Annotated in this window: 23 protein-coding genes, 1 tRNA gene and 1 other RNA gene; 11 read left to right on the top strand and 14 right to left on the bottom strand. The window is 55.5% G+C overall.

Annotation, left to right across the window (positions count from 1 at the left end; all coding sequences use genetic code 11):
* Positions 1-388: 388 nt before the first annotated feature.
* The 11 genes from dppF to AAIG26_RS16800 all read right to left on the bottom strand — a co-directional run bounded on the left by dppF (position 389) and on the right by AAIG26_RS16800 (position 11,632).
* Positions 389-1,402 carry a dipeptide ABC transporter ATP-binding subunit DppF gene (dppF, locus tag AAIG26_RS16750; RefSeq protein WP_020455680.1) on the bottom strand — a complete coding sequence of 338 codons (1,014 nt, stop codon included), beginning with the start codon at positions 1,400-1,402 and terminating at the stop codon, positions 389-391.
* Positions 1,399-2,382, bottom strand: a complete 984-nt coding sequence (dppD, locus tag AAIG26_RS16755) for a dipeptide ABC transporter ATP-binding protein (protein ID WP_020455681.1) — start codon at positions 2,380-2,382, stop codon at positions 1,399-1,401. The genes dppF and dppD overlap by 4 nt, the downstream gene beginning before the upstream one ends.
* Positions 2,383-2,392: 10 nt before the next feature.
* Complete coding sequence (gene dppC / locus AAIG26_RS16760; RefSeq protein ID WP_020455682.1) at positions 2,393-3,295, bottom strand: dipeptide ABC transporter permease DppC; 903 nt, start codon at positions 3,293-3,295, stop codon at positions 2,393-2,395.
* Between the two features lie 9 nt (positions 3,296-3,304).
* Positions 3,305-4,324, bottom strand: a complete 1,020-nt coding sequence (gene dppB, locus AAIG26_RS16765) for a dipeptide ABC transporter permease DppB (RefSeq protein ID WP_045507596.1) — start codon at positions 4,322-4,324, stop codon at positions 3,305-3,307.
* A gap of 108 nt (positions 4,325-4,432) precedes the next feature.
* Positions 4,433-6,040: a dipeptide ABC transporter periplasmic-binding protein DppA gene (dppA, locus tag AAIG26_RS16770; protein ID WP_044489521.1), complete on the bottom strand. Its 1,608-nt coding sequence runs from the start codon at positions 6,038-6,040 to the stop codon at positions 4,433-4,435.
* Between the two features lie 692 nt (positions 6,041-6,732).
* Positions 6,733-6,830: non-coding RNA, RtT sRNA (locus tag AAIG26_RS16775), on the bottom strand.
* 56 nt (positions 6,831-6,886) lie between these two features.
* Positions 6,887-6,963: transfer RNA gene (locus AAIG26_RS16780), tRNA-Pro, on the bottom strand.
* Between the two features lie 91 nt (positions 6,964-7,054).
* A complete protein-coding gene (eptB, locus tag AAIG26_RS16785; protein WP_343181026.1) occupies positions 7,055-8,737 on the bottom strand; it encodes a kdo(2)-lipid A phosphoethanolamine 7''-transferase in 1,683 nt (560 codons plus the stop codon).
* A 213-nt stretch (positions 8,738-8,950) separates the two neighbouring features.
* Positions 8,951-9,382 carry an organic hydroperoxide resistance protein gene (locus AAIG26_RS16790; RefSeq protein ID WP_017458241.1) on the bottom strand — a complete coding sequence of 144 codons (432 nt, stop codon included), beginning with the start codon at positions 9,380-9,382 and terminating at the stop codon, positions 8,951-8,953.
* Between the two features lie 115 nt (positions 9,383-9,497).
* Entirely contained in the window at positions 9,498-10,700 is a 1,203-nt protein-coding gene (locus AAIG26_RS16795) for an MFS transporter (RefSeq protein WP_343181027.1), read from the bottom strand.
* 242 nt (positions 10,701-10,942) lie between these two features.
* The gene (locus AAIG26_RS16800; protein ID WP_020455688.1) at positions 10,943-11,632 is read right to left on the bottom strand and encodes an autotransporter domain-containing protein; all 690 of its coding nucleotides are present in this window, start codon (positions 11,630-11,632) and stop codon (positions 10,943-10,945) included.
* Positions 11,633-11,780: 148 nt separating this feature from the next.
* On the opposite strand from AAIG26_RS16800, the gene tag reads away from it, so the two are divergent.
* Positions 11,781-12,359, top strand: a complete 579-nt coding sequence (tag, locus tag AAIG26_RS16805; protein ID WP_160268403.1) for a DNA-3-methyladenine glycosylase I — start codon at positions 11,781-11,783, stop codon at positions 12,357-12,359.
* On the top strand, positions 12,340-12,786 hold the full coding sequence (locus tag AAIG26_RS16810) for an N-acetyltransferase (RefSeq protein ID WP_343181029.1): 447 nt from the start codon (positions 12,340-12,342) through the stop codon (positions 12,784-12,786). The genes tag and AAIG26_RS16810 overlap by 20 nt, the downstream gene beginning before the upstream one ends.
* Here AAIG26_RS16810 and AAIG26_RS16815 read toward each other — a convergent pair.
* Positions 12,749-15,079: a molybdopterin guanine dinucleotide-containing S/N-oxide reductase gene (locus AAIG26_RS16815; RefSeq protein ID WP_343181031.1), complete on the bottom strand. Its 2,331-nt coding sequence runs from the start codon at positions 15,077-15,079 to the stop codon at positions 12,749-12,751. The two genes, AAIG26_RS16810 and AAIG26_RS16815, sit on opposite strands and share 38 nt — an antisense overlap.
* A 190-nt stretch (positions 15,080-15,269) precedes the next feature.
* Between AAIG26_RS16815 and AAIG26_RS16820 the strand changes: the two genes are divergently transcribed.
* The 5 genes from AAIG26_RS16820 to ghrB all read left to right on the top strand — a co-directional run bounded on the left by AAIG26_RS16820 (position 15,270) and on the right by ghrB (position 20,436).
* A complete protein-coding gene (locus tag AAIG26_RS16820; protein WP_045507585.1) occupies positions 15,270-16,286 on the top strand; it encodes a LacI family DNA-binding transcriptional regulator in 1,017 nt (338 codons plus the stop codon).
* Between the two features lie 112 nt (positions 16,287-16,398).
* Positions 16,399-17,160: a sugar phosphate isomerase/epimerase gene (locus AAIG26_RS16825; RefSeq protein ID WP_343181033.1), complete on the top strand. Its 762-nt coding sequence runs from the start codon at positions 16,399-16,401 to the stop codon at positions 17,158-17,160.
* Positions 17,153-18,094, top strand: a complete 942-nt coding sequence (locus tag AAIG26_RS16830; protein WP_097406422.1) for a sugar kinase — start codon at positions 17,153-17,155, stop codon at positions 18,092-18,094. The genes AAIG26_RS16825 and AAIG26_RS16830 overlap by 8 nt, the downstream gene beginning before the upstream one ends.
* An 81-nt stretch (positions 18,095-18,175) precedes the next feature.
* Complete coding sequence (locus AAIG26_RS16835; protein WP_020455695.1) at positions 18,176-19,465, top strand: MFS transporter; 1,290 nt, start codon at positions 18,176-18,178, stop codon at positions 19,463-19,465.
* On the top strand, positions 19,462-20,436 hold the full coding sequence (gene ghrB / locus AAIG26_RS16840; RefSeq protein ID WP_343181035.1) for a glyoxylate/hydroxypyruvate reductase GhrB: 975 nt from the start codon (positions 19,462-19,464) through the stop codon (positions 20,434-20,436). Before AAIG26_RS16835 ends, ghrB begins: the two co-directional genes overlap by 4 nt.
* A gap of 58 nt (positions 20,437-20,494) precedes the next feature.
* Here the strand turns inward: ghrB and AAIG26_RS16845 are convergent, their stop codons facing one another.
* The gene (locus AAIG26_RS16845; RefSeq protein ID WP_020455697.1) at positions 20,495-21,208 is read right to left on the bottom strand and encodes a DUF3053 domain-containing protein; all 714 of its coding nucleotides are present in this window, start codon (positions 21,206-21,208) and stop codon (positions 20,495-20,497) included.
* A gap of 390 nt (positions 21,209-21,598) precedes the next feature.
* Between AAIG26_RS16845 and AAIG26_RS16850 the strand changes: the two genes are divergently transcribed.
* Positions 21,599-21,892, top strand: coding sequence for an HTH-type transcriptional regulator (locus tag AAIG26_RS16850; RefSeq protein ID WP_020455698.1), 294 nt, complete (start codon positions 21,599-21,601; stop codon positions 21,890-21,892).
* Between the two features lie 45 nt (positions 21,893-21,937).
* Here the strand turns inward: AAIG26_RS16850 and AAIG26_RS16855 are convergent, their stop codons facing one another.
* Positions 21,938-23,557, bottom strand: coding sequence for an ATP-binding cassette domain-containing protein (locus AAIG26_RS16855; RefSeq protein WP_343181037.1), 1,620 nt, complete (start codon positions 23,555-23,557; stop codon positions 21,938-21,940).
* Positions 23,558-23,969: 412 nt separating this feature from the next.
* Between AAIG26_RS16855 and AAIG26_RS16860 the strand changes: the two genes are divergently transcribed.
* From AAIG26_RS16860 to AAIG26_RS16870, 3 genes are read left to right on the top strand one after another with little or no spacing between them, the layout of a single operon-like run.
* Complete coding sequence (locus tag AAIG26_RS16860) at positions 23,970-24,341, top strand: response regulator (protein WP_020455700.1); 372 nt, start codon at positions 23,970-23,972, stop codon at positions 24,339-24,341.
* Positions 24,338-24,979 carry a chemotaxis protein CheC gene (locus AAIG26_RS16865; protein WP_045507574.1) on the top strand — a complete coding sequence of 214 codons (642 nt, stop codon included), beginning with the start codon at positions 24,338-24,340 and terminating at the stop codon, positions 24,977-24,979. The genes AAIG26_RS16860 and AAIG26_RS16865 overlap by 4 nt, the downstream gene beginning before the upstream one ends.
* A gap of 2 nt (positions 24,980-24,981) precedes the next feature.
* Positions 24,982-25,959 carry a GGDEF domain-containing protein gene (locus tag AAIG26_RS16870; protein WP_045507571.1) on the top strand — a complete coding sequence of 326 codons (978 nt, stop codon included), beginning with the start codon at positions 24,982-24,984 and terminating at the stop codon, positions 25,957-25,959.
* Positions 25,960-26,001: the final 42 nt, after the last annotated feature.

A 26,001-nucleotide genomic window follows, 5' to 3' on the forward strand; every position in this document is an offset into this window, starting at 1 on the left:
ATCTATTAAAGTGTAAATGACGCGATTAAACAAAAATCACCCGGCAACATTCATACTTAAGATAAATCACTTAGTTATAATATCTTTTTTAAATGGTTAAAAAGACAAATACACTATCACCCTTTAAATTATTGTTAATTTTATATTACTATATGAAATATCTGGAAATATTTAGAGTGGTATTAAAACGGAGTATTTCCCCAACTCATTATTCCCGTTGAAATTATTTCACCACGACATTGCCGGCTATTTTTGGAAATTTCTAAATACAACAGGAATGTTTATAAGGAAAGGCCAGCAACGATAATGCCTGATGGCACCACCATCACCGGACCTACAACACTGCGTAGATCCGGTAAACGCCGGGCCACCAGGCATAACGTGGGGATTAAACGTGCGGTTTTTCGCCGTTTTCATCCTGGTCGACGGCGAAGCAAGCCACCAGTTGCCCGCGGTAGTCTTTCAACTGCGGTTGCAACTGCGTGCAAGGGCCGAAACGACGGCTGCAACGGGCGTTAAACGCGCAGCCCGGCGGCGGATTAAGCGGGCTTGGCAGCTCGCCGGTCAGTTTGATACGTTCGCGGCGCTCGTCCGGGTTCAGGCGCGGCGTCGCGGAAAGCAGCGCCTGGGTGTACGGATGTCGCGGGTTCGAGAAAATCTGCTCTTTGGTGCCTTTCTCCACGCAGCGGCCGAGATACATCACCATCACTTCATCGGCAATGTGCTCAACCACCGATAAGTCGTGCGAAATAAAGACGTAAGAGAGCCCCAAATCCTGTTGCAGATCCATCATCAGGTTCAGCACCTGCGCACGCACGGAAACATCCAGCGCGGAAACCGGTTCATCGGCGATCACCACATCCGGATCCAACATCAGACCACGGGCGATAGCGATACGCTGGCGCTGACCACCGGAGAACATATGCGGGTAACGGTCGTAATGTTCGGTTTTCAGGCCGACTTTCGCCATCATCGCCAGCGCTTTTTCCCGACGCGCCTCTTTACTGAGCGACGTGTTGATAAGCAGCGGCTCTTCGAGGATCTGTCCGACTTTTTTACGCGGGTTCAGCGAACCGTACGGGTTCTGAAAGACGATCTGGATTTTCTGCCGACGCAGCTTCTGCGCATGCGGATCGTGCTTGAGCAAATCCTGCCCCTGGTAGTAAAGTTCACCGCCGGTCGGGGTTTCAATCATCGTCAGCAGGCGGCCCAGCGTGGATTTACCACAACCGGATTCGCCCACCACCGCCAGCGTTTTGCCGCGCTCAAGGGTAAACGACACGCCGTCCAGCGCTTTTACCAGACGTTCCGGGGCAAACAGCCCCTTCTTCACCGGGTAGTGTTTTTTCAGGTCGATAGCCTGCAACAGCGGCTGTTGCGAGGTGGCCTCGTGCGTACTCATAGTGTCGGCCTCCCGGCGTCATCGAGTGGGTAGTGACATTTGGACTGACGGCCGCCATCGACGGTGTTCAGTTCCGGCTCCTGCTCGCGGCATTTGTCCGTGGCGTACGGGCAGCGTGGGTTCAGCAGGCAGCCTGTCGGGCGGTCATATTTGCCCGGCACCACGCCCGGCAACGAGGCCAGACGCGCTTTATCCTGCGCAAACTCCGGCAACGCACGCAGCAGCGCCTGCGTGTAGGGATGACGCGGCGCGCGGAAGATATCCTTCGCTTCGCCGGTTTCCACCACCTGGCCTGCATACATCACAATGATTTTGTGCGCCGCTTCCGCCACCAGCGCCAGATCGTGCGTAATCAGGATCAGCGCCATGTTTTCCTTTTGCTGCAATTCCAGCAAAAGCTCGATGATCTGCGCCTGGATGGTCACGTCCAGCGCGGTTGTCGGTTCGTCGGCAATCAGCAGCTTCGGCTGGCAGGCAATCGCCATCGCAATCATCACGCGCTGGCTCATACCGCCGGAAAGCTGGTGCGGGTAAACGTCCAGACGCGAAGCCGGATCGGGGATGCCCACCTGGTTAAGCAGGTCAATCGCCCGTTGCCGGCGGGTTTTCTTATTCCCGCCCTGATGCACCTTAATGGCTTCCATAATCTGGAAACCGACCGTGTAGCACGGGTTCAGACTGGTCATCGGATCCTGGAAAATCATCGCCACTTCGGAGCCCACCAGGCTGCGGCGCTCTTTTTCCGAAATGCGTTTCAGATCCTGGCCGTTAAACTCCAGTTTTTCCGCCATCACGCGGCCCGGGAAATCAATCAGCCCCATAATCGCCAGCGAACTGACCGATTTACCGGAGCCGGACTCGCCCACGATGCCGACCACTTCGCCCTGGCTTACGCTATAGCTTACGCGGTCTACGGCGCGGAATTCGGAGCCAACGTCGCCGAAATGCACCGATAACTTATCTACATTTAATAACGCCATCTCGAGCCTCTTACTGCTTCAGTTTGGGGTCGAGCGCATCACGCAGGCCGTCACCCATCAGGTTAAATGCCAGCACCGTCAGCAGGATCGCAAGACCCGGGAAGGTCACGACCCACCAGGCACTTTGTGCGAACTGCAACACGTCGGAGAGCATGGTGCCCCACTCCGGCGTTGGCGGCTGCGCACCCATGCCAAGGAAGCCAAGGGCGGCCATATCGAGAATGGCGTTGGAAAAACCAAGCGACGCCTGAACAATCAGCGGCGCAAGGCAGTTAGGGAAAATATTGACGAACATCTGGCGCATCGCGCCTGCACCAGCCACGCGGGAAGCGGTGACGTAATCGCGATTCACTTCCACCAGCACCGCGGCGCGCGTCAGACGCACATAGTGCGGCAGGGCCACGAAGGTGAGCGCCAGCGAGGCGTTAACTATCGACGGGCCAAAAATAGCCACCAGCACCAGCGCCAGCAGCAAACTCGGCAGCGCCAGCATGATATCGACGATACGCATAATGATATTGTCGATAACGCCGCCGAAGTAACCAGCGACCAGACCGAGGATAATCCCGGCGATCAGCGACAACACCACCACTAAACAGCCGACCAGCAGCGACAAACGTGCGCCGAACATCAGGCGCGACAGCGTATCGCGGCCAACGTCATCGGTACCGAGGATGTGCGACCAGGTGCCGCCATCCTGCCAGACCGGCGGCGCAAGCAGCGCATCGCGGAACTGATCCGCCGGGTTGTGCGGGGCGAGGACGTTGGCGAACACGGCGATGATCAGCATGATCACCACATAAACCAGCCCGACGACCGCGCCTTTGTTGCGTTTGAAATAGTGCCAGAACTCCTGCAGCGGGGTCATCGGCACCGGTGCGGAGACAACTTTATTTTCAGTGACTTGTGACATGATGGCCCCTTACTTCTTATGCCGAATACGCGGGTTCACCACGCCGTAAAGCAGGTCGACCAGCAGGTTGACGAGGATAATCATCGTCGCGACCAGCAGTACCCCGCCCTGCACCACCGGATAGTCACGGCGTTGCAGTGCATCAATCAACCAGCGCCCCAGACCCGGCCAGGAGAAGATGGTTTCCGTCAGGATCGCGCCCGCCAGCAGTGTGCCGACCTGCAAGCCGATCACCGTCACCACCGGCAGCATGGCGTTGCGTAGAGCATGAACGATGATCACGCGCATACGGGTCAGCCCCTTCGCGCGCGCGGTGCGGATATAGTCCTCACCGAGCACTTCCAGCATCGACGAGCGCGTCATACGCACTATCACCGCCAGCGGAATAGTACCGAGCACGATGGCGGGCAGAATCATGTGCGCAACGGCATCGATGAAGTTTCCGTCCTCGCCCCAGATGGCGGTATCAATCAGCATAAAGCCGGTCAATGGATTGCTGTCGTCGAGGAACACCATATCACTGACGCGCCCGGAAACCGGGGTCAGGTTCAGCTGTACCGAAACCAGCATAATCAGCATCATGCCCCACCAGAAGATAGGCATGGAGTAACCGGTCAGCGCGAGGCTCACGGCGGTGTGATCGAAGATGGAGCCGCGCTTCACAGCGGCCATTACGCCCACCGGAATGCCTACGGCCACCGCGAAAATCATGGCGCAGATGCCGAGTTCCAGCGTCGCTTTAAAACGCGGTACGAACTCGTCCCACACCGGAAGACGGCTTTTCAGCGAAATACCTAAGTCACCATGCAGCACGCCCCACACATAGTTGACGTATTGCTCCCACAGCGGCTTATCGAGACCAAGCTCGGCCAGCAACTGGGCGTGACGCTCAGGAGAGATACCACGCTCACCCGCCATGATCATTACCGGGTCGCCGGGGATCATATGGACAAAGGCAAAGGTGAGAAGGGTGATACCGATAAACGTTGGGATAACCAGCCCCAAACGTCGGAGAATGAACTGCAACATAACCCGGATTCTCAGTAGTGACGCTACGCCTGGCGACGGCGCGTCTGTATTGCTCACAAATGTAAATTCCCCCTCCCCAGAGGGGAGAGGGAAAAGGCACCGTGCTTATTATTCAACAGACACGTTTTCGAAGTGGTGTTTACCTAACGGATCAACCACATAGCCTTTGACTTCTTTACGCACTGGCTCGTAAACGGTGGAGTGAGCGACGATCAGCGCCGGAGCCTGGTCATGCATCACAACCTGAGCCTGTTTGTACAGTTCAACACGCTTGTTGTGGTCGTCGGTGGCGCGCGCCGGTTGAATCAGATCTTCAAACGGCTTGTAGCACCAGCGAGAGTAGTTGGAACCGTCTTTAGCCGCTGCGCAGCTGAACAGGGTCGCGAAGAAGTTATCCGGATCCCCGTTGTCGCCGGTCCAGCCCATCATTACCGCCTGGTGTTCGCCCGCTTTCGCGCGCTTCAGGTATTCACCCCACTCATAGGTAACGATTTTGGCTTGTACGCCCACTTTCGCCCAGTCAGCCTGAATCATCTCGGCCATACGGCGAGCGTTCGGGTTGTACGGACGCTGTACCGGCATTGCCCACAGCTCAACGGTAAAGCCTTTATCCTGGCCGGCTTCTTTCAGCAGCTGTTTCGCCTTCTCAGGATCGTAGGTGTAATCTTTAACGTCGTCGTTATAGCCCCACATGGTCGGCGGGATCAGGTTTTTCGCCGCAACACCCGCGCCCTGGTAAACCGCTTTGATGATCGCTTCTTTGTTCACCGCGTAAGTCAGCGCCTGACGCACTTTCACGTCATCAAACGGTTTCTTCTCGGTGTTGAAGGACATGTAACCGACGTTCAGGCCAGCCTGTTCCATCAGGTTAATGTTTTTGTCCTGCTTCATACGCGCGATGTCAGCCGGGTTCGGGTACGGCATAACCTGGCACTCGTTTTTCTGCAGTTTGGCATAACGTACTGACGCGTCAGGCGTAATGGAGAAGACCAGGCGATCGATTTTCGGCTTGGTGCCCCAGAAACCTTCAAACGCTTTGTACAGAATGCGGGAGTCTTTTTGGTATTGCAGCAGCTGGAACGGACCAGTACCGATCGGATCCAGGTCAACTTTCTCCGGGGTGCCCGCTTTCAGCATGTTGTCTGCATACTCTTTGGACAGAATGGACGCGAAGTCCATCGCCAGGTCAGCCAGGAACGGTGATTCCGGGCGAGTCAGCACGAACTGAACGGTGTTGTCGTCAACTTTCTTCACTTCGCTAATCAGGTCCGGCAGACCCATGCCTTCAAAGTATTCGTAGCTGCCGCCAGAAACTTTGTGGTACGGGTTCTGATCGTTTTTCTGACGATCGAAGGAGAAGACGACATCATCGGCGTTGAATTCACGCGTCGGTTTGAAATCTTTGTTGTCCTGCCACTTCACGCCTTTACGCAGGTGGAAAGTGTAGGTTTTGCCATCGGCGCTGATATCCCACTTCTCAGCCAGACCCGGAATCACTTCCGTGGTGCCAGTTTTGAATTCTACCAGGCGGTTATAGATTGGCACGGAGCTGGCATCGTAAGTGGTACCAGAGGTGAAAAGCTGTGGGTTAAAGCCTTCAGGCGAGCCTTCAGAACAATAAACCAGGGTTTTAGCCTGCACGCTAGCCGCGACGGTCATTGCCACCAGGCTAAGACCGAGCTTCAGCATCCCTGACTTCTTCAAGGAAATACTCATTGATTCTGCTCCAATGTGATATGTGTTGTTACCCATGCAGTGGGTATATCCGACAGCCCTTTATTAGATTTTTACCCGGTCTGGTCGGTTGTGCCCGAAGGCGTTATGAGAGATGGGGATTCCTTTCACAAGGTTGACTGAGTTGCAGTGCAGATTCTCCTTGAAATGCCCCTCACGCCCTACAATCTGTCAACAGAATGTCAAAACGTCAATACAGGTAACCGGGATTTACAACGACGGTGAGAATCGGTAAACAAAGTTAAAAAAAACTTCAGACGCCTGTTTTCAGCAGGGAAATTTGTGCTAGCGGCAAGATGCCAGAATAATGCGCTTATTAATTCTCCGTAATCAGTGATTAACATTCATGCAGATAATGAAAAAATTCTTGCGAAATGCTGAATATCTGAGCGATTAATGCCGCGAACGTTAAAACGCACAGGTGAAAATGCTGCCTCTATCCATAAGCAACGCGAAAAAAGATTCAAACATATATAAAAAAATACAATGGAATATCGCACAAAATAGTGAACTGGCAGCGGGAAATGGGGATAAGGGAGATTTCGGCAAATTTGCCGCTTTGCATTCTGCCAGGTATTACTGCATTAAGCAGGCTTATACATCGCCGTGGCGAAACCGCACGTTGGCACAGGAGGAGTTTCGTTCATCAGGCGTTATGCAGACACATCATCTCTGATGACTCGCCACTGCGTGGCTCATCCTGCGGGCCATTGCTGAAGCAACGTTCTCTCGCTACGCCCGGGTCGAACCTCTGCCCCCGGAGGCTCTCATCCTCTTTCGGGTGCAGAAAGCAAAAAACCCAACCTTACGGTTGGGTTTTTCTGAATTTGGTCGGTGATAGAGGATTCGAACCTCCGACCCCTTCGTCCCGAACGAAGTGCGCTACCAGGCTGCGCCAATCACCGAATGCGGGGCGCATCTTACTGCCGCCGACATGCCCCGTCAATCCCTTCGTGTAAAAAAGCTAACTGACTGGTGATAAAGCCAGCAAGCGGCTTATTTCGCCGTCTGCGACGGCAAATGGCACCAGTTGTTGTTCTCATTAATCCCGCCGTTCGGCGAGGTATAACCCAGGCATCCCATGATGGTGTCGTACAGCTCAACATGGCGGCGCGGCGTTTTAAATGCCGCCTGCTGCTTGAGCTGCGCGAACATCTGCGCCTTCTGCGGATCCTGCAAATATTTGTCCGACATCCAGACCATCATCGGCACGCGGAATTGCTCCGGCGGTGCCATTTTGCGCGGTGTACCGTGCAGATGCTCTTTCTCATTGATTGACTCACCATGATCGGCCGCATAGAACACAATCGCTTTGCGATCGCGCACCTTATCAATCACCGTATCGATAAAGTGATCAACATATGTCACCGAGTTATCGAAGGAGTTAATCAGCTCTTCCTTACTGCACTTATCATCCACGCTCACACACTCTGGCGTCCATTTCGCAAAATTGCGCGGATAGCGCTGCGTATAGTTAAAGTGCGAGCCTTTGGTATGCATAATAATCAATCGCTTACCGCGAGCACCTTTATCCAGCGAGGCCTGCAGTTCATTAATCAGCAGCATATCATCGACGTTTTTGCCACGGTTGCGCGGCTCGGCGCCAATCTGCTCGCGGTACGCAATGTTGTCGGCCATGGTGTTGCTGTAGAACCACATCTCGCTCTGCATAGCGTATAAATCGCTGGAAAAACCGAGCTGTTTCAGTACCGCGAAGACGTTTTGCTCTTTCAGCGTGCGCTGCGGGTTATCATCCGCCCCGCCCTCACGCACAAACATACAGCGCAGGGAGAGTTTGGTCGCGGTATCACAGGAGTAACCACGGAACGCCACCAGGTTTTTCTCCTGCGCCAGTTTCGGCGTGGTATCGCGGGAGTAGCCCAGCATCCCCATATGATCCCAGCGCGTGGTCTCGCCGATGATAAACACCACCATGGTGTCGTCGATATCTTTCGGCGCGACATAAGTAAATTTTTTCGCCGGGTTGATCAGCGATTTGTAGTCGGAAGATTCATCTACCTGGGCCCAGGCATACAAGCCCAGCGCTGAAAGCCAGTTCGATGGCAGATAAGAGTTTGCCACCACGCCGCCATAGCTTGGCATATCGACACCGGACGTCCGCTCCGCGTTTTTCTGCTGCAAGTCGAGCAGGCGAATCGGTCCCCAGACCATTAAACCAGCCAGCAGCACGATGCTCACGCTGCGAATACGCGCGCCCGGTGTGCTCAACTGGCGCAGCAACGTGTCGCGACAGCGGTTACTCCAGATGGAAAGCAACGGCAGTGCGCTGACCAGCACCACCCATGTGATGAGCTGCCAGCCCACCACCTCTTTGGAGAGATCAATATCCGTGGTCATCACCGAAGCGATAATGCCGTAACCGATCACCACGTTAAGAAACGTCATGTAATAGCTGGCGGCGGCGGAGAAAATAACCACCAGCGACGCCAGTACACGCCAGACCCGGCGACCCAGCAGCGACAAAAGGCGTAGCAGAAAGAAGGTGACCAGCACCGTACCAATGAGTTCAACAACCGCCGAGATCCCTTTCAAAACGGTGAACGCTTGTGCATAACCATCAAAGCGACGGTAGAACACAGCGCAATTCATAAACAGACCGATATATATCGCCAGCAGGAAGCTGAGCTTCTGCTGCGTCATCGCTTTGATATAAGTCATGCAAGCAACTCTGAAGAAAGAAAAAAGCACCTGGCGAGCGTTATTCGCTAACGTCCGCAGGGTGATAAAACGCGAAGGAAGTTTTCCTGGAAACTTCAAAAGCGCGCTAAGTAGACCATAGCGGCGCGGAAAAGTGTCATGAGGACGTGCTAACCGGCCATATCTTTACAAAAAATATGGCCGGGGTCAGAAAACCGTAACAGAAATGGGCTATCAGGAGGTGATCACGTTCAGCTTCACATCAATATTGCCACGGGTCGCATTCGAATACGGACAAACGATGTGTGCTTTCTGTACCAGCGCTTCCGCTTCCTGGTGATCCATGCCCGGCAGGTGAATATCCAGCTGCGCTTCAATACCAAAACCGGTCGGCAACGGGCCAATGCCTACCTGTCCTTCAATGTAGGCTTCCTGCGGCACTTTCTTCTTCTCTACCGACGCAACATGTTTCAGCGCCCCCAGGAAACAGGCGGAGTAACCTGCGGCAAAAAGCTGCTCCGGGTTGGTCACTTCACCGCCCGCGCCGCCCATCTCTTTCGGCACGCCCAGCTTCACATCCAGCACGCCATCAGAGGAGGTTGCACGACCATCGCGGCCCCCGGTTGCTTTCGCTTTCGCACGATAAACCACTTTTTCTAAAGACATTTGAGACTCCTTTAGTAGGTAGAACCTGACCAATAAGGATAGTCGCTCTGGCGGGAGTGTGCGGCAGATACAGAAAAACCGCCGACATTGCGGCGGTTTCTGCACTGTTTTACCTTCAGGCGTGCGCTTCTTTGTAAACGCGGCGTTGCGGCTGGCGAATGGTGGTAGAGAGTGCCAGAGAAACAATCAGCAGGGCGAAGATGACGCAGAAGGTGACATAGAAGCCGCCAAACAGCGAAGCAATAATCGACCCGCAGATACTGCCGATACCGAAGCCCAGATAAATCACACCGTAGTTTTTCGCCAGATTGTTCAGGCCGAAGAACTCGCTCACCAGCGACGGGAACACGGTGAGATTACCGCCAAAGTTAAACGCTACGCAGGCGATAGCGGCGAAAAAGGTCATGGCGTTCAGCGGTGCGAACAGCAGCGCCGCCATACCGACCAGAGAAATCAACTGGCCCAGCGTAATCACACGGATGCGGGAAATTTTGTCAGACAGCACTCCCAGCACCAGACGTCCACTGAGGTTAGCGATGGCAATAACGGTCACCGCACTTGCCGCTGTCAGCGAGTCTAAATGCACCATACCCTGCGCGATATCTTTCGCTACACCAATCACATACAGGCCGCTCATGCAGGAGGTCAGGAACATCACCGCCAGCATCCAGTACTGCGGTTTACGCATGGATTGCGCCAGCGTGAAGTCGTTTTCTACTACGCCGTTTGCAGTGGTGACTTTTTGCAGCGGCGCATCGGTCATCAGCATCGCGCCAAAAACGATCATCACCAGTACAATCGCGCCCCAGATCATAAATGTGCTTTCCAGGCCGACGCTGGCTAACAGCTGGCTGTCGATAAATTTAAAACCCAGGCTGCCAAGGCCGTAAGAACCGATGGAGAAGGCGGAGATCAGCCCTTTGCGCTCCGGGAACCACTTCACGCAGTTGGAAAGCGTCAGCAAGTAACCTGCGCCATCCGCCACACCGACCAACACACCGGCGCTCAGCCACAGCATCAGCAGGTTGCTGGAGTGCGCGGTAAGGAAGAAACCCAACCCCAGCAGCAGGCCGGAAGCGATAGTGACGCGTTTTACGCCAAAACGTTCCTGTAATTTCCCGGCGACAGAAGAAGAGAGCGCCAGACCAAGACTCAGCAGGCCAAACGAGAAAGCCACCTGGCTTACCGGCTCGCCCAGTTTTTCCGAAAGCGAGCTATTAAACAGACTCCAGGTATAAACGGACCCTAAGGCAAACTGCGTAATAATGGTGCCGACCAGTGTCAGCCAGCGAGTGTGATGAGCAGATGGTGTATTCATGGCAGTTGTCCTGCAAAAAAAGAGAAGGAATTCACTGCCGACAACAATAACGAAGCGCATTTCACGCCTGGCTAAAAAAGGCATGAAATGCGCGTCAGAAGGAATGAAATGCACGTAAGCGGGAATGAATGGCGCGGGCATCACTTCACGCGCCGAAACCTAAATGTGAGTTAGTACATACTATCGCGATAAAACGCGCGGTGATTGTTTCTTAAGTGTAAAAAGTTTGTTTTAAATAGCGATCAGAACCGCGCACTTACGCCCATACTGTAGAGATAATTTTGCCCAAAGGTGGCATTTTCCGACTGCGACATTGCTGCGTAAGCCGCCAGATGTGGATTCAGCAGCATGTCCGCGCCGAGTGTGACATCCATCCAGTTGCCGTATTGGTTGGCGGCGGTTAAGCGGTAAAGACCAGACTGGCTCTTCCAGACATTTTCGCCAAATTGCTGGTTGAAACTGATTTGCGCCCACGGGCGAAGATCGCCAAAGCGGCTATCCACGCGCCAGCCAAGCGAGCTTACGCTGGCGTGCCACAGCGGATCGCTGTACTGCATGGTGGTCGCGCTGTCGCCAAATTCGTTATACATTGAGGTCATTGAGCCATCGTAATGCCACACCGCAACCGGGCCGGTGGTCACGCTGCTCGCCAGCGGAATATTCAGGCCAATGCTCATGGTGCTGATGGAATCCAGCGGGGTTTCATCGGGCAGATTAAACGCCACGCCGGGCAAGTTTTGCGTCGAGCGGATGCGCTCTTCAAGAATGTCGTTATAACGCGGCTGCCGATCGCTATCCCAGGTGTAGCGTTCGGCGGTCACATTCAGTTTGTCGCTGCCACTGTATTCTTGTTGCCAGGCCGCTGCCGTCTGGCAAAAAAGCAGACAAGCAGGCAGCAGCACCAGCGAAAGGCCACTGCGGTTTATTTTCATCAAGTTGCGACTCCAGAGAAGAGCCGAATTCGGCGTAATTGTTATCGTTGTTTGTTGGGGTCAAGACCCTTTAATAAATATTGTCTTTCTGGGGTGCGCGTCAAGACAGGCAGAGGTTTATTTTACATATCACAGACGGAGTAAGGATATGCAGCGTTGTGGTTGGGTTACTCAGGATCCGCTTTATCTCGCTTACCATGATACCGAGTGGGGTGTGGCGCAAAAGGACGGTAAAAAGCTGTTCGAGATGATCTGCCTCGAGGGGCAACAAGCGGGGTTATCATGGATTACCGTTTTGAAAAAAAGGGAAAACTACCGCAAAGCTTTCCATCAATTTGAGCCTGAACGCGTCGCCGCAATGACCGCCGAAGAGGTAGAAATGTTGCTGCAAGACGCCGGCATTATTCGTCATCGCGGCAAGATTGAAGCAATCATCGGCAACGCCCGCGCCTATCTGGCGATGGCGCAAAACGGCGAGCCATTTTCGGAATTTATCTGGGGTTTTGTTGATAACACCCCGCAACTCACCCAGGCCGCCACGCTGGCGGAAATCCCCACCTCCACTCCGGCGTCAGATGCGTTATCAAAAGCGCTGAAAAAACGCGGCTTCAAATTTGTCGGCACCACCATTTGTTACTCATTTATGCAGGCGTGTGGGCTGGTCAACGACCATATTACCGGCTGTTTCTGTCATCCCGGAGGAAAGCATGATCCGCGCGTGGCGTAGCAAGGATCTGTCGCCGTTGCTCGCGCTGTGGATGGAGAGCACAAGCTTTGCCCATCCGTTTATTGATGTGCGCTACTGGCAGAACAGCGAGGCGCTGGTGCGCGATGCCTATTTGCCGGTGGCAAAAACCTGGGTCTGGGAAGAGAACGGCGAGTTACAAGGCTTTATCAGTGTGATGGACGCGCAGTTTATCGGGGCGCTGTTTGTGCGCCCCGCCGCGATTGGCCGTGGCATTGGCAAAGCGCTGATGGATCATGCCAAACAGCGCTTTAAATGGCTAAGCCTTGAGGTGTATCAGAAAAACGTGCGGGCAGTGAATTTCTATCATGCGCAGGGTTTTCGTATCGAAGATAGCGCCTGGCAGGAAGAAACCCGCCACCCGACGTGGATCATGAACTGGCAGGCGGATCAAACGCCGTCAGCGTAAGCGCCGGCCCCTGATATTTCTCTACCCACGCCAGCGCCGTATTACCGGCGCAGCCATTGCCCAGCCGTGAGCTGGGCAGATCTTTGGTGAGCACATTCACCGCGCCGTTTTTACAGATGCCGCCCGCCGCAGGGTCAAGATCCGGCCACGCGCCTTCGTGAATGCAAATCACGCCAGGTTTAATCCCATCGGTTACCACCGCGCCCGCCAGCACCTGCCCACGTTGGTTCCACACGCGTACCATATCCCCCGCAACAATCCCGCGCGCTTTCGCATCCGCAGGATGCAGCGTAACAGGTTCGCGACCAGCAACAGCATACGTTTCCCGCAGTCGGGAATAGTTAAGCTGGCTGTGCAGGCGATGCGCCGGATGCGCGGAAAGCACCTGTAATTGCTGCGGTTGTGCGTTGCCGTGCCATTCATCCGGCTCCAGCCACATTGGATGCGGCGGGCAATCGGCATAACCGAAGCTGTTAATCCGCTCGGAGAAAATTTCGATTTTTCCGCTCGGCGTTTTCAACGGGTTGGCTTGCGGATCGCGGCGAAAATCCGCAAAGCGAACAAAGCGCGCATTCTGCTCGCTCTCCGGCATTTCAATAAGCTGGTTCGCCTGCCAGAACTCGGCGAACGGCGGCAGCGTCACCTGTTGGCTGGCACCGCGCTCGGCAGCAATGTTGTAAAACGTCTCCAGCCATTGCAGGTCGTTTTTGCCTTCGGTAAAACGCTCGCGACCGCCCGCTTCCCAGCGTTCGCTCAGCTCGGCAAACACCTCCCAGTCATCGCGTGCTTCATATTGCGGCGCGACGACCTGCTTCATCGGCACCAGATGCTGGTTGCTGTAATCACCGGTCATCGTCAGATCGTTACGTTCAAACGAGGTGGTCGCCGGCAACACGATATCCGCGTGTTTCGCCGCCGCCGTCCAGAAGCATTCAGAAATTACCACCAGCTCCGGTTTTTGCCAGGCGCGAATCAGCCGGTTGGTATCCTGGTGATGGGTAAAGTTCGCACCGCCCGCCCACCAGACAAAGCGAATATCCGGGAAGTGGCGATCCATACCGTTGTGCTGATACGGCGCGCCGGGGTTTTCCAGCGCTTCGACAATGCGCGCAACGGGGATTTTATCCACCGCGTCAATGCCATCTTTCACCGTGCCCTGCATTGAGGCCAGCACCGCCGCGCGGCGCGTTGGGTTGCCGCCATTGGCGAAATGGTAAGAGAGACCAAAACCGCCACCGGGCGTACCGATTTGCCCCAGCATCGCCGCCAGCGTCACCAGCATCCAGTGTTTTTGCTCGCCGAACTGCTGGCGCTGCATTCCCCAGCCGGACATCAGCATGGTGGTGTTTTCGTGGAAAAGTGCCGCCAGTTCGCGAATTTTGTCGGCAGTAACGCCACAAATCTCTGCGGCCCACTCGGCGGTTTTTGCCACGCCGTCACGCTCGCCGGTCAGGTAGGCCGCGAACGTGTCATAACCGACAGTGTAGCGGGAGAGGAAATCCGCATCCTGCCAGCCATTTTCCACCAGTGTATGCGCAATACCGAGCATCAGCGCGACGTCGGTTCCCATGTGTGGCGCAATCCACTCCATGCTATCGCCAAAGAAATCAACGGTTTCCGAACGCATCGGATCGATGCAGATCACCCGCTTACCGCTTTTGCGCAGCGCATCGAAATAGGGAATGCCCTGCTCGTCGGTAGCGTTCCAGGCTATTTTCAGCGTGTTAAGCGGGTTAGCGCTCCACAGCACCACCACTTCGCTGTGTTCGAGGATAAGCGGCCAACTGGTTTGCTGCTGATACACTTCGTTGCCGCCAACGACATGCGGCATGATCGCCTGCGCCGCACCAGTAGAGTAATCGCCCAGATGCCCGGTATACCCTCCGGCAAGGCTCATATAGCGTTGTAACAAGGTCGCCGCTTTGTGCAGCACGCCGTTGGAACGCCAGCCATAAGAACCGGCGAAAATCGACGACGGACCGTAAGTTTCACGGATACGCTGGTGCTGCTGATGAATCAGCGTCAGCGCTTCATCCCAGCTAACGCGCACAAACTCATCCTGGCCGCGCACACCCTGCGGGCTGGAAGGTGAAGCGAGAAATCCTTTACGCACCATCGGATAGCGCACGCGCGTTGGGCTGTGGACCTGATCCTGCACAACGGTTTGCAGTGAGTTGGGGTGACGCGTCGGCAGCGCGCCGCGCGAAGCGAGCACCTTTTCGCCATCGGTGTCGACCAGCATCGGCCCCCAGTGGGCAGCCGTGAGAACAGTTTTGATTGCAGAGTTTGCCAACGCGTGCTCCTGGATAGGTTGCAGGTGGTGTCGATTTTGTTTTGCGCTCTATCATCCACAGCAGCAGCGCGATAGCAAAGAATTAAACGTCATTACGCTCACACTGCGGGTGATAAGCCTCGCTTAGTGCTTGATTGCGCGCTATTTCGCGCTAAGGTGTGGGCAACCATTCACGGTGAGGGAAGCAACCATGGCGAAAACGGCGCGGCCAACAATCAGCGATGTCGCGAAAGCGGCAAAAACGGGAAAAACCAGTATTTCACGCTACCTGAATGGTGAAAAACATCTGCTTTCCGCCGCGCTGCTGGCACGTATTGAGCAGGCGGTTGCCGATCTCGACTACCGCCCAAGCCTGATGGCGCGCGGGTTAAAGCGCGGTCGTACCCGCCTGATTGGTCTGATCATTGCTGACATCACTAACCCCTATTCGGTGCATGTGCTGAGCGGCATTGAAGCCGCCTGTCGCGAAAAAGGGTTCACACCGTTGATGTGTAACACCAACAATGAAGTCGATCAGGAGCTGCATTACCTCGACCTGCTGCGCAGTTACCAGGTGGAGGGCATTGTGGTTAACGCTGTAGGGATGCGCGAAGAGGGGCTAAACCGGCTGCAACAATCCTCGCTGCCGATGGTGCTGATTGACCGCAAAATCCCCGATTTCGCCTGCGATGTGGTTGGGCTGGACAACACCCAGGCTGCCACCACCGCCACTGAGCACCTGATTGAACAGGGCTTCGAAGCGCTGTTGTTCCTGAGTGAACCGCTGGGCTCGGTGAATACCCGCCGCGAACGGCTGGCCGCGTTTCGCGCAACGCTTGCCCGTTACCCCGGCATGGTGGCGGAAAACGCCGAAATTGTGCTGCATGAAGCCGCGCAGCTCGATAATACCCTGCGCCAGTTCCATGCCAGCCACCGGGGAATGCGCAAAGCTGTTATCTCCGCCAACGGCGCGCTCACCCTGCAAGTGGCGCGTTCACTAAAACGTATCGGCCTGAACTGGGGCAGCGACATTGGTCTGCTCGGTTTCGATGAGCTGGAGTGGGCCGAGCTGGCAGGCGTTGGCATCACCACCCTCAAACAACCGACCTGGCAAATTGGCTTTGCCGCCGTCGAGCAAGTCGTGCGGCGCATTGAAGGCCATAGCGACACGGTTCGCGAGCACGTTTTTTCCGGCGAACTGATCGTGCGCGGTTCTACAGCGCGTTAAATATCCTTCGTGATGACGATCATAATTCCGGCACAGTGCACTTTTCTTTGGAACCGGTTCCATCTAGCGTTAAAGACATACGAAAGCGAGAAAGTCGCCCGGGAGTCGGACAATGCAGAGAAAAATTATCGTCGTCACCGCCGCTTACGGCCACACGCGCATCGAGGCGCTGGGTGGGCAAATTGCCCTGCTGCCGATTATTGCCGAAGCCGGAGCCGACGGCGTTGAGATCCGCCGCGAGCTGTTAAGCGAAGAGGCGTTAACCCATCTGGCCTCGCTGGCCTTCGCCATCGACCTGCACAACCTGCAAGTCTGTTATTCCGCGCCGGAAGCGCTGTTCGAAGCGGATGGCGCACTGAACCCGCGCTTACCGGCCCTGCTGGCAGAAGCGCAGACGCTGAAAGCCCAGTGGTTAAAAGTCTCGCTCGGCCACTTTCGCCATCACGCTACGCTCGAAACGCTGCGCGACTGGCTGGCGACCAGCCCGGTGCCGCTGGTGGTGGAAAACGACCAGACCGCCTGCGGCAAGCTCGCGCCGATGCTGCGCTTTAAAGCCGCCTGTCATACGTTGGCTCTGCCGGTGAGTTTAACCTTCGATACCGGTAACTGGCTGTGGGTTGGTGAAACACCTGAAAACGCCGCACGCCAGCTTGCGCCTGCGGTCAGTTATATCCATGTCAAAGCCGCTGTGACCCATGGCGACAGTTTCCGCGCCGTACCGCCGGACACTGCCGATGCCCGCTGGCTGGCGCTGCTGAATAACTTACCGGCCGATGCGCCGCGCGGTATCGAATTCCCGCTTGAGGGCGAGGATCTGACCGCCGTTACCCGTCATTACGTTAATTTGTTACGCGAGGAGTCCCATCATGCATAAACCGCTGGATGTCATCACGATTGGCGAAGCGATGGCGATGTTTGTCGCCAGCGAAACCGGCGATCTGGCCGATGCCGGACAGTTTATCAAGCGGGCGGCAGGCGCGGAGCTGAATGTCGCCACCGGGCTGGCGCGCCTGGGTTTGCAGGTCAGTTGGGTAAGCCGCGTCGGCGATGACAGCTTCGGGCGCTTTATCCTCAATACGCTGCGTAAAGAAAATATCAGTACCGCTGGCGTGACGCTCGACGGGCGTTATGCCACCGGCTTTCAACTGAAATCTAAAGCCGAAAATGGAACCGATCCCATCGTAGAGTATTTCCGTAAAGGCTCGGCGGCCAGCCACCTCTCGACAGACGATTTTCACGCGGCGCTGTTTAACGAAGCCCGCCATTTACACCTCAGCGGTGTGGCGGCGGCGCTGTCCGCCTCCTCTTACGCACTGCTGGAACATGCTGCACAAAGCATGAAAGCGCAGGGCAAAACCATTTCATTTGACCCTAATCTGCGACCGGTGCTGTGGAAAAGCGAAGCGGAGATGGTGGAAAAGCTCAACCGCCTCGCCTTTCAGGCCGACTGGGTTCTGCCAGGGTTGAAGGAGGGGATGATTCTGACGGGCGAAAACACGCCGCAAGGGATTGCCGATTTCTATCTGCAACGCGGCGTCAAAGCGGTGGTGATCAAAACCGGTGCCGATGGCGCGTGGTTTAAAACCGCCAGCGGAGAACAGGGCGCCGTTGCGCCAGTAAAAGTGGAGAACGTCGTCGATACGGTCGGTGCCGGGGACGGCTTCGCCGTGGGTGTAATAAGCGCCCTGCTGGAAGGCAAAACCTTGCCCGAAGCGGTACGCCGCGGTAACGCCATCGGCGCGCTGGCTATCCAGGTGCCGGGCGACAGCGAAGGATTGCCAACCCGTGCGGAACTGGGCGCGCTGTAACGCACCCTGCCGCCAAAACATGATTCACCGCTCTGTACCCTACAAACAGGCGGTTACCACCTCAACCACAGAGGCAACCTTATGAACGCTACAAATTCAACAAAACGCTGGCTGTATATCATGCCGATCGTGTTCATTACCTACAGCCTGGCCTATCTCGATCGCGCCAACTTTAGCTTTGCTTCCGCTGCCGGGATTAACGACGATTTAGGCATCACCAAAGGCGTCTCCTCGCTATTAGGCGCGCTGTTCTTTCTTGGCTACTTCTTTTTCCAGATCCCGGGTGCGGTGTACGCCGAACGCCGCAGCGTGCGCAAGCTGATCTTTATCTGCCTGATCCTGTGGGGCGGGTGTGCATCGTTAACCGGCATGGTGAGTAATATCCCGATGCTGGCCGCCATCCGCTTTATCCTCGGCGTGGTGGAAGCCGCCGTGATGCCCGCGATGCTTATCTATATCAGCAACTGGTTCACCAAGTCCGAACGTTCACGCGCGAACACGTTCCTGATCCTCGGTAATCCGGTGACCGTGTTGTGGATGTCGGTGGTGTCCGGTTATTTGATCCAGTCCTTCGGCTGGCGCGAAATGTTCATTATCGAAGGTATTCCGGCGGTGATTTGGGCGTTCTGCTGGTGGGTGCTGGTAAAAGATAAACCCGCGCAGGTGAACTGGCTGTCGAACAGTGAGAAAACCGCGCTGCAAACCCAGCTTGATAAAGAACAACAGGGCATTAAAGCGGTACGCAACTACAGCGAAGCCTTCCGCTCACGCAATGTGGTACTGCTGTGCCTGCAATATTTCGCCTGGAGTATTGGCGTCTATGGGTTTGTCCTGTGGCTGCCATCGATTATTCGCAGCGGTGGTGAAAACCTGGGCATGGTGGAAGTCGGCTGGCTCTCCGCCGTGCCTTACCTGGCGGCGACGCTGGCGATGATCCTCGCCTCGTGGGCATCCGACAAGCTGCAAAACCGCAAACTGTTCGTCTGGCCGCTGCTGCTGATTGGCGCGTTTGCCTTTATCGGCTCATGGGCGGTTGGCGCGAACCACTTCTGGGTCTCTTATTCACTGCTGGTGGTTGCTGGCGCGGCGATGTACGCCCCTTATGGACCTTTCTTCGCCATTATTCCTGAAATGCTGCCGCGCAATGTCGCCGGTGGGGCGATGGCGCTCATCAACAGTATGGGCGCGCTGGGCTCCTTCTGCGGCTCCTGGGTGGTGGGTTATCTCAACGGCGCCACCGGCAGCCCGTCCGCATCGTACATTTTTATGGGGGTGGCGCTTTTCGCCTCCGTATGGCTTACTTTAATTGTTAAGCCTGCTAACAATAAGCAGATTCCGGCAGGCGCACCATCACAAGGGAGAACCGCATGAAGCCATCCATCATCCTGTACAAAGCCTTGCCCGATGATTTGCTGCAACGTCTGGAAACGCATTTCACCGTGACCCGCGTGGCGAACCTGAAACCAGAAACGGTGGCGCAACACGCTGAAGCCTTCGCCAACGCGCAAGGGTTGCTGGGTTCCAGCGAAAAAGTGGACAGCGAACTGCTGGAGAAAATGCCGCAGCTACGTGCCACGTCGACGGTCTCGGTAGGCTATGACAACTTTGATGTGGATGCGCTGAACGCGCGTAAAATCCTGCTGATGCACACCCCGACCGTGCTGACGGAAACGGTCGCCGATACCATTATGGCGCTGGTGCTGAGCAGCGCGCGCCGCGTGGTGGAAGTGGCTGAGCGGGTGAAAGTGGGCGAATGGACATCCGGCATTGGACCAGACTGGTTTGGTGTTGATGTGCACCATAAAACGCTGGGTATTATTGGCATGGGGCGCATCGGGCTTGCGCTGGCACAGCGCGCGCACTTCGGTTTCGGCATGCCGATCCTCTACAACGCGCGTCGCCACCACACCGAGGCGGAAGAGCGCTTCCAGGCCCGCTATTGCGATTTAGACACGCTGCTGAAAGAGTCCGATTTCGTCTGCCTGGTGCTGCCGCTGACGGACGAGACGCATCATCTGATTGGCAAGAAGCAGTTCGAGATGATGAAAAAATCGGCCATCTTTATTAATGCCGGGCGCGGCCCGGTAGTTGATGAAGCGGCGCTGATCGACGCGCTGAAAAACGGCGAGATCCACGCCGCCGGGCTGGATGTCTTTGAGCAAGAGCCACTGCCGGTTGATTCGCCATTGCTGTCGCTGCCCAATGTCGTGGCGCTGCCGCACATCGGTTCTGCAACTCATGAAACGCGCTACAACATGGCGGAGTGCGCGGTAGATAACCTGATCGACGCGCTGAACGGTAAGGTTGAGAAAAACTGCGTTAACCCGCAAGTGGCGCGCTAACGCAAAGCGCAATAAAAAAGAGGCGAACCTGTCGCCTCTTTTTTTTGCCTGCGCCGGATTACTGCTGCGTGGCGGTAACGGCTGCTGTCCAGGCCTGGTTGAACGCCTGATGCTGCGCGGCCAGCGGCGCAATCAGCGCGTTATACTGGCTGGCCTGCTGCGACGTCGGGAACTGAATGCCGTTGGCAACAAAGCTCACCTGTGTGTCCTGTTGAGCAATAAAATCACCTACCTGAACCAGTTGCTGGGTAAATACTTGCGCCGCCGGGATCAGCGGTTGCAAAGCATTTGCCGGATTAGTGACCACTTTGGTAAACACCTGATCGTAAACCGGTTTCAGATCGTCAGCCTGTTTTAACGCGGCATGCGACGCATCGGCCTGCATTTTTGCGTTTTGCAGTTGCTGGCTCAGCACGCCCAGCGAACCGTTGGCCTGGCGAAGCGGTTCACGCTGCGTCATATAATCCTGCGGCACGCGGATAGCATTAACGCTGTCCACCACCGGACGCAGACCGGAGTCCATCGCCTGGTTAACCTGCTGGGAATAGCCATAAATCACAGCATAATCAGAGACAAACGGACCAAACTGTTTCTTCTGATCCGCCGTCAGCGCGGGCAGTCGTTCGCTGCTGCGCATGGCCGTATTTTGCAGGAAATCGATAAACGCCTTGCGCTGATCGCCTTCTTTGTCGAAACACCCACTCAGGCTTACTACCATTAATAACGCCGCAAGAGGCGCGAACCAGCGAGAGCAGGACTTTCCTGTCGCCATTTTGTTACTCCTTTCACCCATAAAAGCGCATACCGGCACACGCGTGCCTGAAGGCTTACAAGAATAGTCCAGGTCTGCTTCGCAAGATACCCCTTCAATGCATTCTTAAACGCGCGAAACCGACCTGGCATGAAATTTTCCGCGAATCGGTACAGATTATTCTTAATCGAAAATTCTGCTGAAGGTTTACAAAAATATACTGAATAAAAGCAGCCTGAGCGTAATCAAGCAATTAAGCGGTAACGGAAAGTCAAAACGTGCATTTCAACAGCATCAAAACGTTTCGACGCATAAATAATCACTGGCGCAACCACCACACCAGGAATTTTCACGACTATTCTTAATGAGCTGTATCACGATCCCGCTGTGTGATTTTACGAGGAGTTCTCGATGGAATATAAAGATCCAGAATTTGAGCTGTTGAGCAGCCTGGAACAAATTGTTTTTAAAAATGACGTAACGCAGCCGGTAACCCTGAGCAAGAAGCAGAATTACTTTAGTGACTTTGAACAATTGCGACGTGGAACCGGGCTTAAAATTGATGACTTCGCTCGTGCCATGGGAGTCTCAGTATCGATGGTGCATGAATGGGAATCACAACGTATAAAACCCACTGCCACCGAGATGAAACTGATGCGTCTGATTCATGCGAACCCAACGCTCAGTAAGCAGTTAATTGAATAAATAGTGATGGTAGAACCCCCGATAATCCGGGGGTTAATGTCCACCTTACTCCGCTTCGCAGTACCAGCCCTCTTGCCGCCATACCAGACTGTGCGTAAGCTTTAATCCCTGAAGAAATGACGCATCATGAGACACCACCAGCATCGCGCCAGAAAATGTCGCGAGTGCCGCTTCAATCGCCTGCGTTGACGCCAGATCGAGGTGGTTCGTCGGCTCATCCAGCAGCAGCAACTGCGTGGCATCACGCCGCCACAGTACGCACGCCAGCGCCGCTTTTAAACGCTCCCCGCCGCTCAGCGCCGCCATCGGTAACACCACTTTATCTGCCCCCAGTTGCAGTTGCGCCAGGCGGGTGCGCAGCAGGCCCTCCTCCATCGGCGTATCGCCAGAATTGAGATGTGCCAGCACCGACAACGAGAGATCGAGCTGCGATAAGTGCTGATCGAGGTACGCGCAGGTAACCGCGCGCTGGCACAGCCCGGCGCGGGGAGCCAGCTCACCGAGGATCACTTTCAGCAGCGTCGATTTACCGCAACCATTCGGCCCGCGCACCGCTACGCGCATCGGGCCGTCCATTCGCCAGTTAAGCGGAGGAAGCGCTACGTGCGGCAGCAGCACATCCTCCATCACCAGCACCTGCTTACCTTCAGGAAGATGGCTGCCAGGCAGCGTAAACAGTACCGGCATCTCCTCTTCCACCCGCTCGCGCGCCTGGTTAACGGCGGTGTTAAGGGTGTCATTCTGGTCGCGGTGCTGCTTGCGCCAGCTATCGGGGCGCTCTTTCGCCGCGTTCTTGTATTTCACGCGTTCAAACGAGGCGATATTTAACGAATCCACCGTTCGCAGCGTCTGCGCCGAGCGCCGCTGGCTGGCATCATGCTCTTTTTGCATCCTGCTGCGGGTACGGCGACGCTCGTTGACGGCGTGTTCAAGCATTGCCCGCGCGGCTTGCTGTTCCGCATCGCGCTGGCGCTGATAGTCGTCATAATTACCGCCATAACTGCGCAACCCGGCTGGCGTGAGCTCAAGAATGCGCGGCATCAGCGCCAGCAATTCGCGATCGTGAGTCGCCACCAGCGCCCCACCGTTTCGCTGCGCCAGCTGTGCGTAAAACCACTCACGCCCCTGCCTGTCGAGGTGGTTGGTCGGTTCATCCAGCAGCAGATAACCTGTCCTGGCGATAAACGCACTGCATAACAGTGCCCGCACGCGCTCGCCACCGCTCAACGTAATGGCAGGCCTATTCGGGTCAAAAGCGGGAAGTCTGGCGTCAGAAAAAGCCGCTGCCAGGCGTTCCGGCAGATCCCAGTAGCCTTCAAGTTTGTCGAGATCGTCGGGCTGGTAAGCGCCCTGTTCGACGCGCTCGCGGGCCGCGAAAACGTCTGTGTAACCAAGCAGTTCCGCAAGCGTGGTATGCGCGGAAACCGCGTGCTGCTGTGCAACATACGTATGCGTGCCGAAGCGTTCGATATGCCCGCCGGCAGGCGTGGCTAGCCCGGCCAGCAGACGGAGTAATTGTGTTTTGCCCACGCCATTGCGCCCCACCAGGCCGCACAGTGACGGTTCAAGGGAGAGGGTAAGCGGGCCAAAAAGCGTCTCGCCCGTCGCGAACTGACAGGTGAGCTGATGCAAAATAAAAGCGGGGATCTGGGCGCAATGAGCCATAAGCACTCCTGAATGAAATCAATACATCCCCTGCCGACGCCTGCGCGTTTAGCAAGGATCCGAGTTCATCAGTCGTGTTTGTTCATTTTCAGAAAGCGCTCCGGTGAGACGAGAAGTTCGTCGCGGCAAAGAATAGCCGCATCATCTGCCCTCTTCAAGGCTAAATTTTCACCATCTCGTCATAAAGAGGCTAATCATTTGCATGTTATTGCCGATGAATATGGTGACTTAACCAAAAGCAGCAGGCCGTGCGTGTAAACCGGGAAGAGAATTTAACAAAGGAAAATACGAAACAGCGCGTTATGTGAAACATAACGATGTTGAGACGTGAAGCCGCATTCATCAGGGAAGAGAGCCACCCCGGGCGCTGTGCATTGTCCTTTTCAGGCAATGAATCACCAGACGAGAATGAATGATGTCGAAATATATCCTGATTGTCGATGACAGCCGCCTGTCACGCATGATTTCACGCCAGTATGTGCTCAGCCTGCACAAGGACTGGAAAATCGACGAAGCCGGAACGGGCGAAGAGGCGATCGAACTGGCATCGGCGCACACACCTTTTGCGATCCTGCTGGATGTAAACATGCCGGGTATTGGCGGCATGGAAACCGCTTCGCGCATCCGCCAGACGCACCCAGGCACGCATATCATTCTGCTCACCGCCAACGTTCAGCACTCCATACAAACCGCTGCGCAAACGCTCGGTCTTGGCTTCCTGCCAAAACCGCTGAAAGAGCCGCAACTCCACGCGTTGTTGAACGATCTGGAGGCACATCCATGAGCGAATTGCCGGATATCAGCGAAATTGAAACCGACAGCCTGATGGAGATTTTCAACATCGGTGTCGGTCAGGCCGCCGCCGCGATGAGCAATATCGTCAATGAAGAAGTGCGTATGTCGGTGCCGACGATCCGCTTTACGCCGCGCTCTGAAGCCGCTGAAGAGTTAGGCGCGGGCATCTCGTTATTCGGTATTAGCCAGCACTATCAGGGCGCGTATGCCACCGAAGCGATTTTGATGTTTCCTGAAGCCGCCAGTTTTGAAATTGTGCGCATGATGGTCGGCGACCTGATCCCCGCGCATGAGTTGGGCGAGATGGAACGCGAAGCGATAAGCGAAATCGGCAATATTGTGCTCAACGCCTGCGTAGGGACGCTGGCCAATATGTTCCAGAAAGAGCTGCAAGGTTCGCTGCCCGTCGTTCGTGTGGGCAGCAGCAAGCAGATCCTCAATCCGAATAAAGATGACAACGACCCGCTGGTGATGATGCTGCGTATCGATTTTGCGCTTGAGCGCCAGCAGATTCAGGGATATCTCGCCTTTATCCTTGATATGTCCGCGCTGCGTGACTTACGTGAACAGATCCGGCTTTATATCAGCCGCGTAGAAACCGGCAGTGTTCCAGACGGAATGCATTGAAAATGAAAGATACGTTGCTGTTTGATGCCTTTTCATCTTTAAGCCTCGGTGTGATCATTGTTGATGCACACTACCGTATCGCCCTGTGGAACGCGTGGTTAGAAACGCACACCGGGCGTGCGGCCTGCGACACGGTTGGTGAGGATTTTTTTAGCGTATTTCCCGACCTGGTGTATCACCGTGTCGGCGATGCGATTCGTCAGGCTATTGGCCACAATTTATCTGCCCTGCTTTCGCAATCTTTGCACCGTTCACCCTTCCCGCTCTACGCCGAACCGTCACGCCCCGGCGCGCGCCTGAGCCAGGCGGTCACCATTGTGCCGTTAGGCGAGACGGAACGTTATTGCCTGATTCAGATAGTCGATGTTACCGCCGCCGTGCGCCGCGAATCCTTACTGCGTGAACAGGCGCATGAGCTTTTATCGCAATCGCTGTCCGATGGGCTTACCGGCGTGGGTAACCGCCGTTATTTCGATCTGTGCATTGAGCGTGAATGGCGCGCCAGCAAGCGCAATAACAAGCCGCTGTCGCTGCTGCTGATTGATGTGGATTATTTCAAACTTTATAACGACTGCAATGGTCACCAGCGCGGTGACGAGTGCTTACAGCAAATCGCCACCGCGATGCGCGGCGCGCTGAAAAACCCTGCCGATGTCCTGTTCCGTTACGGCGGCGAGGAGTTCTGCGCCCTGTTACCTGAAACCCGCTGTGCTGATGCCGTTGAGCTCGCCGAGACACTCCGCACCAGCGTCCAGTTGCTGGATTTGCCCCACGCCAGTTCCCCTGGCGGTATCATCAGCGTCAGTATTGGCGTCGCCAGTCTTTGCCAGAAAAGCCACACTGAGTACGGGCAGCTTATCCAGAGCGCCGACAATGCGCTGTATGAAGCCAAACGCGCAGGCCGTAACAACGTTCGCGTCAATTCGACGTTTACGACGTTCGACCCTTACCCCGGCGAACAAAACACGCCACAGCCCTGACGCCAGACATAAAAAAACCCGCCGCAGCGGGTTTTTTATTGC

Origin of the sequence: Kosakonia sp. PSU_27 (assembly GCF_039409795.1) — a bacterium.
In the GTDB taxonomy this organism is placed as follows: domain Bacteria; phylum Pseudomonadota; class Gammaproteobacteria; order Enterobacterales; family Enterobacteriaceae; genus Kosakonia.